Consider the following 13,003-nt stretch of genomic DNA (forward strand, 5'->3'; position numbering starts at 1 on the left):
CGCATTGCTGCGCCATGCGGTGAAGCCGATCAGCGCACCACGGCGATTTGCGTACGCACGCCACCCTTGTAGGTGAAGAGGGTCAGCGCGCCGTTCTTGATGTCGCCCTTTTCGTCAAAGGCGATCGGGCCGGTCACGCCCTTGTATTGCACCTTGCCGACTTCCGGCAGGTACTTTTCAGGGTCGGCGGAACCGGCCTTGACCATGGCTTCGGCCAGCACGTTGACCGCGTCGTACACGTACGGTGCATAGATCTGCACGTCCACGCCGTTCTTGGCCTTGAACTTGGCCTTGAAGTCTTCCAGCGGCTGCTTGAAGTCGCCGTCGACACCGCCGGCTTCGGCGCAAACCACCATCTCTTCGCCGATGGCATCGCCAGCCAGCTTCGGCAGTTCTCCGGTGCACAGGCCGTCGCCGCCCATGAACTTGACGTTCAGGCCGAGCTGCTTGACCTGCTTGAGCATCGGCCCGCCAACGGCGTCCATGCCGCCGAAGAACAGCACGTCGGGCTTGGCAGCCTTGAGCTTGGTCAGGATGGCGTTGAAGTCGGTCGACTTGTCGGTGGTGAACTCGTGGCCGACGATGGTCGCGCCAGCAGCCTTGGCCGCCTTTTCGAATTCTTCGGCAACGCCCTGGCCGTAGGCCGTGCGGTCGTCGATCACGGCGATGTTCTTGCCCTTGAGCGTTTCAACGGCGTACTTGCCCAGCGTGCCGCCGAGTTGCGTGTCGTCGGCCACCACGCGGAACGTGGTCTTGAAGCCTTGGCGCGTGTACTTGGGGTTGGTTGCCGAAGGCGAAATCTGCGGAATGCCGGCGTCGCTGTACAGCTTGGAAGCGGGGATGGTGGTGCCCGAATTCAGGTGGCCCACGATACCGTTGACCTTGCTGTCGACCAGCTTCTGGGCCACTGCCGTGCCTTGCTTCGGATCGCCTGCGTCGTCTTCGGGCAGCAGTTCGAACTTGGCGACCTTGTCGCCGATCTTGAGGCCCTTGGCATTCAGGTCTTCGATGGCCATCCGGGCGCCGAACTCATTGTCCTTGCCAAGGTGGGCAATCGGACCGCTGGTGGGTGCCACGTGGCCGATCTTGACGACCAGTGCGTCTGCCGGAGGCGCTGCAGGTGCCGGGGCCGCTGCCGTGGGCGCCGGTGCGGCGGGTGCAGCTGCTTCTTCTTTTTTGCCGCAAGCCACAAGCGTGAGTGCAGCCAGTGCGACCGCAGTCCATTTCAATTGCATGAGAACCTCCAGAACATGGATAAATAAAACCAAACAAGAAACCGGTCGTGTGATCCGGGCGCGCAGACCTCGCAAGTTTCGCGCCGCGGACCAGCGGCACCCTCACGCCTACCGACCTGCGGCGCAGTTTAGCTGAAGCTTTATGCTCCGGAAGCTGGCGTAGACCCTGTGTTTTCCGAGAGCTCGGCGGCCATTGCCTCGATGACCAAAGCACGCAAAACGGCCTCGATTTCTTCGCGCAGCCGAGGCAGCATCGAATCGAGTTGCTGCTGGACGGCGGCCGAAACCGTGTCGCTCAAGCGCTCCTCCAAAGACAGGTCCACGCGCTGCAGCACCCGATGCAAAAGCTGCTCTTCGAGGCGCACGATTTCGGCGTCGGACCGCTGCTCGGCCGGGGGCAACGCCACGGCCTCGGCGGGGTCGACCGGCGGTGCCGGCGTGCTGGCGGGAACAGGTGGCTTGCCGGCCTCGGCGGCCACGGGCTCGGCCGGGAGATCGAGCACGGTGGTCAAGGTAGGAACGAACCGGGGCGGAGTACGCAGCGTGCTGGCCATCAGGAAGCGCTCCTCGCAAAATCGTGCGGCTGGATGGTGTAGCCCCGGTCGGCATAGTGGCGCCATCGCGAACGGCCGATCTGCCGGTCCGTGGCCTCGTCGCTCACGATGTCGATGAGGCGCTCGAACCGCTCGAAGCCCGCCGGAACCTCGGGCCCCAGGTTCACGAGCATCTCGCGATGCGGAAGCGAGGCAACATCCGCACCTTCGACCGAAAGGATGACCGGCGAACGGGCAACCATGTGCGCCTGCGCGTCGCCGCGGCAATGCGCGATGAAGTCGGACGGCGAGAGTTGCCAGAGCGCGGCATCCACGGCCTCCAGCATCTGCGCGTCGCCCACCACCACCACGCGCAGCCCGCGCGCGCTCACGGCCTTCCGAACCAGCCGGCACGCGTAGTTGACCTTGTCCGGCGTATTGAAGTGAAAGCCGATTTCCGTCACTGTGCAGACCGGGCCTTTCGCGCGGCGGGGCCGGCGTTCTTGCGCGCGGCCTTCGGCGCGGGCGCGGCCTTGGCCGCACCGCTGCGTGCGCGCTCCATCAGGTAAGACACCAGCAGGCCCACCGGGCGGCCGGTCGATCCCTTGGCGGCCCCGCTCTTCCAGGCCGTGCCTGCGATGTCCAGGTGCGCCCACGCAAAATCGCCAGCAAAGCGCTGCAGGAACTTGGCGGCCGTGATGGCGCCGCCGGCACGGCCCGCCACGTTGGCCACATCGGCAAAGTTGCTCTTGAGGCCGTCGGCATATTCGTCGTCGAGCGGCAGACGCCAGCAACGGTCTTGCGATTCTTCTCCGGCCGCCTGGAGCGCGGCGGCCAAGGTTTCATCGGCCGTGAAGAGGCCGCTGCGCACGCCGCCCAGCGCCACCACGCAGGCGCCGGTGAGGGTGGCAATGTCGATCACGGCGGCGGGGTCGAAGCGCTTGGCGTACGTCAGTGCGTCGCACAGGATGAGGCGCCCTTCCGCATCGGTGTTCAGCACCTCGATGGTCTGCCCGCTCATGCTGGTGACCACGTCGCCGGGCTTGATGGCCCGGCCGTCGTTCATGTTCTCGCATGAGGGCACCAGGCCCACCACGTTGATGTCGGGCTGGATTTCGCCCAGCGCGCGGAAGGTGCCGAGCACGCTGGCCGCACCGCACATGTCGAACTTCATCTCGTCCATTTCGGCCGCCGGCTTGAGCGAGACGCCGCCGGTGTCGAAGGTAATGCCCTTGCCGACCAGCACCACGGGTGCCTGGTCCTTCGGGCCGCCCTGGTAGCGCAGCACGATGAAGCGCAGCGGCTCGGCCGAGCCTTGCGCCACGGCCGCGAACGAGCCCATGCCGAGCTTCTGCACTTCCTTGGGGCCAAGCACTTCGCATTTGATGCGGGGCAGCTTGGCCAAGCCCTGGGCGGCGTCAGCCAGCAAGGTGGGCGTGCAATAGTTGCCTGGGCGGTTGCCCCATTCCTTGGCGAATTCGATGCCGGACACCGTGGCCCGGGCTTCGTCGAAGGCCTTGCTCACAGCCGCCGAATCGGCCACGCCGAGCGTGAGGTTGCGGATGGTGCGTCCGCCGTCGCCGTTCGAAGCCTTCGATTTCGTCGTGGTGTAGACGTAGCTGGCGTCGGCCGCCGCGGCAACGGCGCAGGCCACCGCCGTACCGTCGGCCTCATGCGCAAACACGATCACCACCCGCTTGGGCGCATGGGCCTTGGCCGCATTGACCGCCGCAATGACGCCGCTGCGCACCGACGCGGGCTTGCCGTCGCCAATGGCGGCGAGCACCACGCGCGAGGCCACCACCTCGTCTGGATGGTAGAGCGCGAGCAGCTTGCCGGCCTTGTCGGGCAGGTCGCCGGCCTTGCGCGCGCTGGCAATCAGGGCGGAAAGCGGGTCCTTGGCGGTGATGGGGGCGCTGCCGACGAGCACGATCAGAACGTCGGATTTTTCGGCCGCGGCGCGGGCGACGGTGAGGGTCTTGAGCTGAAAGTCCATAATCCTTTTTTTCCTCGAACGATGTTATTCCATTCTTCCCTACGCAAGGAGCTGTCGCGCAGCTTCGGAGCGACCCTCGTGGTCCTGGTCACCATCGTGATGACCATGATGCTCATCCGCACGCTCGGGCTCGCCTCCAAGGGCAGCGTGAACCCGTCCGAAGTGTTCCTCGTGATGGCCTACACGGTGCTCGGCTACATGCCGACCATCCTTAGCCTGAGCCTGTTCATCGCCATTGTCGGCACCTTGTCGCGCATGTACCGCGACAGCGAGATGGTGATCTGGTTTTCCAGCGGGCGCGGGCTGGTCGACTTCGTGCAGCCGCTGTTCCGCTTTGCCTGGCCGGTGCTCGCGCTCATCGCCATCATGGCCTTGCTGGGCTGGCCCTGGGCCAACTCGCAGACCATCGGCATGCGCGCGCAGTATGAAAGGCGCAGCGACATCGAACGCGTCACGCCCGGCGAATTCCGCGAATCGGCCGGGCGCATCCGCGTCTTCTTCATCGACAAGGACACGCCCGACGGCGCCACGGCCACCAACGTGTTCATCTGGGCCATCGAGCGGGGGCTGCAGATCACCACATCGGCGCGCAGCGGCCGCATCGAGAACGTGGGCGAGCACCGCTACCTGATGCTGAGCAACGGCCAGCGGGTCGAACGCCCGCTGCTGCCCACGGCAACCTCGGGCCTCAAGATCAGCGAATTCGAGACCTACGGCACCCGCGCCGGCGGCAACGACTCGTTTACCACCGACTCCACGCCGGCCCGCGCCAAGCCTACGCTCCAGCTCCTGCGAGAGCCCGGCGACGCGAACCGCGGCGAACTCGCCTGGCGCATCGGCATGCTGCTGGCTGCCATCAACTTCGTGCTGCTCGCACTGACCGTCTCCAGCGTCAACCCGCGCGTGGGGCGCAGCGGCAACCTGCTGTTTGCGCTGTTCGCCTTCGTCGTCTACTACAACATGCTCAATCTCGGCCAAAGCTGGATCAGCTCGGGCCGCTACGGCATGGGCTCCTTCATGCTGCTGCTTCACGGCGGCGTGCTGCTGATCGGCGTGGCATGGCTGGTTTTGCGCAATAACAACTGGGGCAGGCGGCGCAGGACGGAACGCGTCATTGCCGGCGGCCTGCCGTCCCAGCCCAACACGATCGACCCGACCACGTGAAAACAATCCGACGCCTGATCTACGTCGAGGCATTGAAGGCCGTGGCCTTCGTGACGCTCGGCTTCCTGAGCCTGTTCTTCTTCTTCGACTTTGTCGATGAACTGCAATCCATCGGCAAGCCAGAAAGCCTTGCCTACGGCCCGGCGCAGGCACTGGTCTACGTGACCCTGCTCATTCCAAGCCACCTTTATGAGCTGCTTCCCATCACGGTGCTGATCGGCTGCATCTTCGTGATGGCGCGGCTGGCGCAAAGCTCCGAATACACCATTCTTCGCACCAGCGGCCTCGGCCCCTGGCGCGCGCTGCGCACCCTGCTGCTGCTGGGCGTGGGTTTCGTTTTTCTGACCTTTGCCATCGGCGACTACATCGCGCCGGCGTCCGAGCGCACGGGCCAGCTGCTCAAGTCGCGCTACCAGGGCACCTTCTCGCTGGTCGGCAACACGGGCGCGTGGCTCAAGGAAAAGCGCGGCGACGTGTCGTACGCCGTCAACGTGCTGTCCATCTCGCGCGACGGCTCCCTGCGGAATGCGCGCATCTTCGAGTTCGACGAGAAGGGCTATGTGCGCAAGCAGCTGCTCGCAACTTCCGCGCGCATCCTGGAAGACCGCTGGGTCTTGTCGGACGTCGAGCTGCAGGACTACGACACGCGCAGCGACGCCAACAAGGCGCACATCCTGACCAGCCGGGTGCCAGAGATCGAGTGGCCGACCACCCTCACGGCCGAAATGGTGTCGGTGGCCCTCTTGCGGCCCGACCGCATGAGCACCATCGACCTGTTCGACTACATCAGCCACCTCGAAGCCAACGGGCAGACCGCCCAGCGCTACGAGATCCAGTTCTGGCGGAAGGTCTTCTATCCGCTTTCGTGCCTGGTGATGGTGGTGCTCGCCCTGCCCTTCGCGTACCTGCACTTCCGCCAGACCGGCATCACCACCTATGTGTTCGGCGGCGTGATGATCGGCATCAGCTTTTTCCTGCTGAACAACGTGTTCGGCTATCTCGGCAACCTGAGCAACTGGTCACCATGGCTGACCGCGGCGGCGCCAGGGCTGATCTATTCGGTCATGTCGCTTGCCGCATTCAGCTGGCTCGTTCTTCGAAGATAGAAGCAGGAGCCGGACATGACCACGGTGAATGCAAGGGGCATCATCCTCCTGGCCCATGGCTCGCGCGACGAGCGCTGGCGCGAACCCATCGAGGCCGTGGCCGCGCGCGTCACGGCGCTCGATCCGCAAGCGCGGGTGGTTTGCGCCTATATGGAGCTGGCAACGCCCGACCTGCGCACCGCATCGGCAGCGTTGATTGCGAGCGGCGCCAGCTCGCTCAGGGTCGTTCCGCTGTTCCTGGGCATGGGCAAGCACGCCCGCGAAGACCTTCCGCTGCAACTCGACGCCCTGCGCGGCACTTGGCCCGAGGTCGAGTTCCAGCTCGCTAACATCGTCGGCGAAGAGCCCGAACTGGTCGAACTGCTGGCCAGAATCGCAACCAAATCTTGAACTCCCGGGCATTTCGATAGACTCCGAAGGCATAATGAATTCCGCAATAAGACGGAATTTGATATGAATCTGCACCAATTCAAGTTTGTTCAGGAGGCCGTACGGCGCAACCTGAACCTCACGGAGGCGGCCAAGGCGCTCCACACTTCGCAGCCCGGCGTGTCCAAAGCCATCATCGAGCTCGAAGAAGAACTCGGCGTCGAAATCTTCGCCCGCCACGGCAAGCGCCTCAAGCGAGTGACGGAGCCGGGCCAGCACGTCATTGCCAGCATCGAGCTGATCATGCGGGAAGTGGGCAACCTCAAGCGCATCGGCGAGCAGTTCAGCGCGCAGGACAGCGGCACCCTCTCCATTGCCACCACCCACACCCAGGCCCGCTACGTGCTGCCGGTGCCGGTGGCCAAGCTGCGCGAGGCCTACCCCAAGGTGAACGTAAGCCTGCACCAGGGCTCGCCCGACCAGGTGGCGCGCATGGTGATCGACGAAATTGCCGAGGTGGGCATTGCGACCGAATCGCTCGCGGACTACACAGAGCTGGTGACCCTGCCCTGCTACGAATGGCAGCATGTGCTGGTGCTCCCCAAAGACCACCCGCTGGCGGCCAAGGAGCGCATTTCTCTCGAAGACTTGGCGCACGAACCCATCATTACCTACCACCCGTCGTTCACCGGCCGCACACGCATCGACCATGCCTTTGCGCAGAAAAAGCTCACGCCGCGCATCGCGCTCGAGGCCATCGACTCCGACGTGATCAAGACCTATGTGCGGCTGGGCCTGGGCGTGGGTATCGTGGCTGAGATGGCGGTGCGCGACGAGTCGAATGCCGACCTCGTGGTGCGCCCCATGGGCCATGTCTTCGGCCAGAACATCGCACGCGTCGCGTTCAAGCGCAGCGCCTACCTGCGCAACTTCGTGTTCAAGTTTGCCGAGCTGCTGTCCGACCGGCTCGACCGCAATCTGATCGCCAAGGCCCTGAGCGGGCATCAGCAAGACTACGATCTTTGATATTCAGCAGCCCCAGCTTCCGACCACGACCATGAGCACTGTTCTTTCCGCCCCACGCACGCCGGAGATCACCACCAAGCTGCCCGCCGTCGGCACCACCATCTTCACCGTGATGTCCGCGCTGGCAGCCGAGAAGAACGCGGTGAACCTCGGCCAGGGCTTTCCCGACTTCAACTGCGACCCGAAGCTGCTCGAAGACGTGACGGCCGCCATGGCCGCGGGCCACAACCAATATCCGCCGATGCCCGGCATTCCCGCACTGCGCGAAGCCATTGCCGGCAAGATTGCTGCGCTCTACGGCCACAGCTACAACGCTGCCATCGAGATCACGGTGACCGCGGGTGCCACGCAGGCAATCATCACGGCCATTCTTGCCGTGGTGCGCGCGGGCGACGAGGTGATTGTTCTGGAGCCCTGCTACGACAGCTACGTGCCCAACATCGAGCTTGCAGGGGGCAGCGTGGTGCGCGTTCCGCTCACCCCGGGCACGTTCCGGCCCGACTTCGACAAGATTGCTGCTGCGCTGTCGCCGCGCACGCGCGCCATCATCGTCAACACGCCGCACAACCCGAGCGCCACCATCTGGACCGCGGCCGAAATGCGCAAGCTCGAAGAGCTGCTCGCGCCGACAGACGTGTTCGTGATTGCCGACGAGGTGTACGAGCACATGATCTACGACGGTGCGCAGCACGAAAGCGTGGCGCGCTTCCCGGGTCTGGCGGCGCGCAGCTTCATCGTGAGCAGCTTCGGCAAGACCTATCATGTCACCGGCTGGAAAGTCGGCTACGTGGCGGCGCCGGCACCGCTCATGGCGGAATTCCGCAAGGTGCACCAGTTCAACGTGTTCACGGTGAACACGCCCATGCAGCATGCGCTCGCGCAGTACATGGCCGACCCGAAGCCGTACCTCGAGCTTCCGGCCTTCTACCAGCACAAGCGCGACCTGTTCGCCGCCGGTTTGGCCGAAAAGACCCGCTTCAAGCTGCTGCGCAGCGAAGGCAGCTACTTCCAGTGCGTCGACATCTCGGCAGTCAGCGATCTCTCCGAAGCCGACTTCTGCCTGTGGCTCACCAGCGAGATCGGGGTGGCGGCCATTCCGCTATCGGCCTTCTACGGCAATGGCTTCGACCAGCGCGTGGTCCGTTTCTGTTTCGCCAAGAAGGACGAGACACTGATCTCCGCGCTGAACCGTCTCGCCCGCTTATGAGGGGGCCGAGGCGGCTTCAAGGCCGACGCCAACGGTAGGACAGTCCTGACCGCCGAAGGAGCGGCTTTCCGGCGTGTGTTGCGCCCCCGGACACCGAGCATCGATGCTCGTAACAACAACGTCCAGGAGAAAAGCATGTCCCTCTCGTTCATTCTGCTGATCATTCTGATCTTGCTGCTGATCGGCGCGCTGCCGAGCTGGGGTTACAGCCGGAGCTGGGGCTATTGGCCCAGCGGCGGCCTGGGCCTGGTCGTGCTGATCGTGGTCATCCTGGTGCTCATGGGACGCATATAGCGGTCCCGCGTAGTTCTCGCACCTGAAAAAAGCCCGCGCAAGCGGGCTTTTTTCGCTTGCCGATCAGCCCTGCAGCTGGGCCCAGGCTTTGTCCAGCCGCTTGATGCTGACTGGCTGCGGCGTGCGCAGCTCCTGCGCGAAAAAGCTCACGCGAAGCTCTTCCAAGAGCCAGCGGAATTCGAGCATGCGATCGTCCACCACGCCCTTGCGCTCCGCCACCAGCCGCCAGTAGCGCTGCTCCTGTGGGCGCAGTTCGGCCAGCTTGGCGGCGTCGCGCGCCGCGTCGGCACGCAGCTTGTCGAGCCGCAGCACGATCGCCTTGAGGTAGCGCGCGAAATGCTGCAACTGCATCCATGGCGCATCGGCAATGAACCGCTTGCCCACCAGGCGCTGCAACTGCTGCGCGGCGTCCTGCACGGCTTCGGGCTGGATCTTGGTGTCCTTGATCTTGCGTGCGGCGGCCGCGTACTCGACCAGGATGGTCGACGCCAGCCGCGCCACCTCGTTCGCAATCAGCGTGAGCCGGCCCCGGCCCTCTTCGAGCCGGCGCTTGAATGCAACCTCGTCGGTGGGCAGCGGCTCCTGCAGAAACGCGCGGTCGATCGCCACGTCGATGATCTGCGTGCGCAATTCTTCCGATGTGCCGAGCGGCATGTAGGCCACCGCCATCTTCTGCAGATCGGGGATGTTCTTCTCGAGATACTTGAGCGCGTCTTTCAGCTGAAGCGCAAACAGCCTTCGCAAGCCGGCGCGGTGCTTCGCGGCGGCCACGGCGGGTTCGTCGAACACTTCGATGGTGACGGCGTCGCCCTCGTCGCGCAGGGCCGGAAACCCGATGAGCGACTGCGATCCGCGGCGCACTTCCATCAGTTCGGGCAACTCGCCGAAGCTCCAGCTCGTATAGCGCTGGCCGGCGGGCAAGCTCGGCGCGGCCGGCGCAGGCGCGGCGGCGTTGTCCTTGGTTTGCGCGCGCCCATCGACACCACCCGCTGGCTTTCGTTCCCCGGAAGCCTTGACGTTGAGCCCCGCCAACGCCTGGAAGGCGCCCCGCGCCTGCGCACCCAGTTCGGCCTTGAGTGCGCCCAGGTTGCGTCCCATGCCAAGCTGGCGCCCGTGCTCGTCCACGATGCGCAGGTTCATGAACAGGTGCGGCGGCAGCATGTCGAGCTTGAAGTCGGCGCGCTTCACGTCGATGCTCGTGGCGTCGCGCACGCGCTTCAGGAGCACGTCGGTCAGCGAGCCGTGGCCGAACACTTCCGGCGCCGAGAGTTCTTCCGCCAGCTTGGCCGCCGAATCGGGCAGTGGCACCAGGCGCGATCGCGGGCGTTGCGGCAGGCTCTTGAGCAGCGCCTGGATCTTGTCCTTGAGCATGCCTGTCACCAGCCATTCGCAGCGCTCTTCGCTCACCTGGTTGAGCACGAAAAGCGGCACGCTCACCGTCAGGCCGTCTTTCGCGTCGCCCGGCTCGTGCAGGTAGCTCGCGGCGCAATCGACACCGCCAAGCCGCAGCGCGGGCGGGAACGACTGCGTGGTGATGCCGGCCGCCTGGTGGCGCATCAGCTCTTCGCGCGTCAGGAAGAGAAGCCGCGGCTGCTCCTTCGAGGCATGGCGGTACCAGTTCTCGAAGGTAATGCCACTCGCCACGTCGGCGGGCAGTTGCGCGTCGTAGAAGGCGAAGATCAATTCTTCATCGACCAGCACGTCTTGCCGGCGCGCCTTGTGTTCGAGCCCCTCGACCTCGCGCACCAGCTTGCGGTTGGCCGCCAGGAACGGAAACTTGCTTTCCCACTGCCCGCCGACCAGCGCCTCGCGAATGAAGATCTCGCGCGCCGCCACCGGATCGACCTTGGTGAAATCGACGCGGCGCCCGCTGTAGACCACCAGGCCATAAAGCGTTGCGCGCTCCAGCGCCGAAACCTGCGCGCCCTTCTTCTCCCAGTGCGGATCGAGCAGCTGCTTCTTCAGCAGATGGCCGGCCACCTGTTCGAGCCACTGCGGCTCGATGTTGGCAATGCCGCGGCCGAAGAGCCGCGTGGTCTCGACCAGCTCGGCCGCAACAATCCAGCGGCCCGGCTTCTTCTTCAGGTGCGCGCCCGGATGGCGGTAGAACTTGATGCCGCGCGCACCGAGATACGCCTCGTCGTCTTCCAGCTTCCACCCCACGTTGCCGAGCAGGCCCGCCAGCATCGACAGGTGCAGAGATTCGTAGCCGGCGGGCTCGGCGTTGATGCGCCACTTGTGCTCCGTGACCACCGTGAGCAACTGCGAGTGGATGTCGCGCCATTCGCGCACGCGGCGAATGTTGATGAAGTTCTGGCGCAGCAACTGCTCGTACTGGCGGTTGCTCAGCTTATGTGTATCCCCGTGCCCGCCGCGCGCATCGGCAATCCATTTCCACAGCCGCAGGTAGCCGCTGAACTCGCTCTTCTCGTCGTCGAACTTGGAGTGCGCCTGGTCGGCCTGCTGCTGCGCATCCATCGGCCGGTCGCGCACATCCTGCACGCTGAGGGCCGATGCGATGACGAGCACTTCTTCGAGCGCGCCGCGTGTGCGGGCCTCCAGGATCATCCGGCCCACGCGCGGGTCGAGCGGCAGCTTGGCCAGCTCGGCACCCGTGGCCGTGAGCTCGTTGGCGTCGTCGACCGCGCCCAGTTCGTTCAGCAACTGGTAGCCGTCCGCAATCGCCCGCGGCGAAGGTGCTTCGAGAAACGGAAAACGCGCCACGTCGCCCAGGCGCAGCGACTTCATGCGCAAGATGACGCCGGCCAGCGATGAACGCAGGATCTCGGGATCGGTAAAACGCGGCCGGCCTTCGAAATCCTTCTCGTCGTAGAGCCGGATGCAGATGCCATTGGCCACGCGGCCGCAACGGCCCGCGCGCTGGTTGGCTGCAGCCTGGCTGATCGGCTCGACCAGCAGTTGCTCGACCTTGCTGCGGAAGCTGTAGCGCTTGACGCGCGCCGTACCGGTGTCGATCACGTAGCGGATGCCCGGCACGGTGAGCGAGGTTTCGGCCACGTTGGTGGCGAGCACGATGCGCCGGCCCGTGTGGCCGTCGAAGATGCGGTCCTGCTCGGGGCCCGACAGCCGTGCGAACAGCGGCAGCACCTCGGCATTGCGCAGCAGCGGCTGGTGGCTCAGGTGGCGGCGCAGATGGTCGGCCGCCTCGCGGATTTCGCGCTCCCCGGGCAGGAACACGAGGATGTCGCCCGCGTTGTGCGGATCGCGCCAGAGCTCGTCGACGCCATCGGCAATGGCGTCGTTCAGGTCGTGCTCGCGCGACTCTTCAAAGGGCCGATAGCGCTGCTCGACCGGAAAGGTGCGGCCGGACACATAGATGATCGGCGCAGGCCCCTTGCCCGACGCAAAGTGCTGCGCAAAGCGGTCGGCATCGATGGTGGCCGAGGTCACGATCACCTTCAGGTCAGGCCGGCGCGGAAGAATCTCACGCAGGTAGCCGAGCAGGAAGTCGATGTTCAGCGAGCGCTCGTGCGCCTCGTCGATGATGAGCGTGTCGTAGGCCTTCAGCAGCGGATCGGTCTGCGTTTCCGCCAGCAGGATGCCGTCGGTCATGAGCTTGACCGAGGCGTCGCGGCTCAGCCGGTCCTGGAAGCGCACCTTGAAGCCGACCACGTCGCCCAGCGGCGTTTTCAGCTCTTCGGAAATGCGCTTGGCCACCGAGCTCGCGGCAATGCGCCGTGGCTGCGTGTGGCCAATGAGGCGGCCCTTGCCCGGCGGCGCATTGAGCTTGCCGCGGCCGAGCGCCAGCGCGATCTTCGGCAGCTGGGTGGTCTTGCCCGAGCCCGTTTCGCCGCAGACGATCACCACCTGGTGCGCCTCGATGGCGGCCATGATTTCATCGCGCCGGCCGGAGACCGGAAGCGATTCGGGAAAGTCGATGCGCAGGGGAGCGGAAGGTGTCGTGGTCGTCAAGGGAAAAGCTGTTCGCGAGGCGCGGCGGGCAAACCGTCGATTATCGGTGCGCACCGCCACTGTTGCACGCCTCCCACATTGCTTGGCTGCCACGCAACAGGCGGAGTAAATAGTCTTTACTCCCGCGCAACCCGCCGCTA

11 protein-coding genes are annotated in these 13,003 nt (G+C 65.1%); 6 read left to right on the top strand and 5 right to left on the bottom strand.

Annotation, left to right across the window (positions count from 1 at the left end; translation table 11 throughout):
- Positions 1-29: 29 nt before the first annotated feature.
- The 4 genes from EJI00_RS02785 to EJI00_RS02800 form a co-directional block, all read right to left on the bottom strand.
- Positions 30-1,235, bottom strand: coding sequence for a branched-chain amino acid ABC transporter substrate-binding protein (locus EJI00_RS02785; RefSeq protein ID WP_126745937.1), 1,206 nt, complete (start codon positions 1,233-1,235; stop codon positions 30-32).
- A gap of 140 nt (positions 1,236-1,375) precedes the next feature.
- Positions 1,376-1,789 (bottom strand): hypothetical protein, encoded by a 414-nt coding sequence (locus tag EJI00_RS02790; RefSeq protein WP_126745938.1) that lies wholly within the window; start codon positions 1,787-1,789, stop codon positions 1,376-1,378.
- The gene (locus EJI00_RS02795) at positions 1,789-2,232 is read right to left on the bottom strand and encodes a DNA polymerase III subunit chi (RefSeq protein ID WP_126745939.1); all 444 of its coding nucleotides are present in this window, start codon (positions 2,230-2,232) and stop codon (positions 1,789-1,791) included. The genes EJI00_RS02790 and EJI00_RS02795 overlap by 1 nt, the downstream gene beginning before the upstream one ends.
- A complete protein-coding gene (locus EJI00_RS02800; RefSeq protein ID WP_126745940.1) occupies positions 2,229-3,764 on the bottom strand; it encodes a leucyl aminopeptidase in 1,536 nt (511 codons plus the stop codon). The genes EJI00_RS02795 and EJI00_RS02800 overlap by 4 nt, the downstream gene beginning before the upstream one ends.
- A 21-nt stretch (positions 3,765-3,785) precedes the next feature.
- On the opposite strand from EJI00_RS02800, the gene lptF reads away from it, so the two are divergent.
- From lptF to EJI00_RS02830, 6 genes are all read left to right on the top strand, one after another.
- Positions 3,786-4,928, top strand: coding sequence for an LPS export ABC transporter permease LptF (gene lptF / locus EJI00_RS02805; protein ID WP_126745941.1), 1,143 nt, complete (start codon positions 3,786-3,788; stop codon positions 4,926-4,928).
- Positions 4,925-6,034, top strand: a complete 1,110-nt coding sequence (gene lptG, locus EJI00_RS02810; protein ID WP_126745942.1) for an LPS export ABC transporter permease LptG — start codon at positions 4,925-4,927, stop codon at positions 6,032-6,034. Before lptF ends, lptG begins: the two co-directional genes overlap by 4 nt.
- Positions 6,035-6,049: 15 nt before the next feature.
- Positions 6,050-6,424 carry a sirohydrochlorin chelatase gene (locus EJI00_RS02815; protein ID WP_126745943.1) on the top strand — a complete coding sequence of 125 codons (375 nt, stop codon included), beginning with the start codon at positions 6,050-6,052 and terminating at the stop codon, positions 6,422-6,424.
- A 63-nt stretch (positions 6,425-6,487) separates the two neighbouring features.
- A complete protein-coding gene (locus tag EJI00_RS02820) occupies positions 6,488-7,429 on the top strand; it encodes a CysB family HTH-type transcriptional regulator (RefSeq protein WP_126745944.1) in 942 nt (313 codons plus the stop codon).
- A 31-nt stretch (positions 7,430-7,460) separates the two neighbouring features.
- The gene (locus EJI00_RS02825) at positions 7,461-8,636 is read left to right on the top strand and encodes a pyridoxal phosphate-dependent aminotransferase (RefSeq protein ID WP_126745945.1); all 1,176 of its coding nucleotides are present in this window, start codon (positions 7,461-7,463) and stop codon (positions 8,634-8,636) included.
- Between the two features lie 135 nt (positions 8,637-8,771).
- Positions 8,772-8,930, top strand: coding sequence for a DUF3309 family protein (locus EJI00_RS02830; RefSeq protein WP_126745946.1), 159 nt, complete (start codon positions 8,772-8,774; stop codon positions 8,928-8,930).
- 63 nt (positions 8,931-8,993) lie between these two features.
- Here EJI00_RS02830 and hrpA read toward each other — a convergent pair whose 3' ends face one another.
- The gene (hrpA, locus tag EJI00_RS02835; RefSeq protein WP_260590441.1) at positions 8,994-12,782 is read right to left on the bottom strand and encodes an ATP-dependent RNA helicase HrpA; all 3,789 of its coding nucleotides are present in this window, start codon (positions 12,780-12,782) and stop codon (positions 8,994-8,996) included.
- Positions 12,783-13,003 lie beyond the last annotated feature (221 nt).

The sequence above is a fragment of the Variovorax sp. DXTD-1 genome (assembly GCF_003984625.1).
Taxonomy (GTDB): Bacteria; Pseudomonadota; Gammaproteobacteria; order Burkholderiales; family Burkholderiaceae_C; genus Variovorax.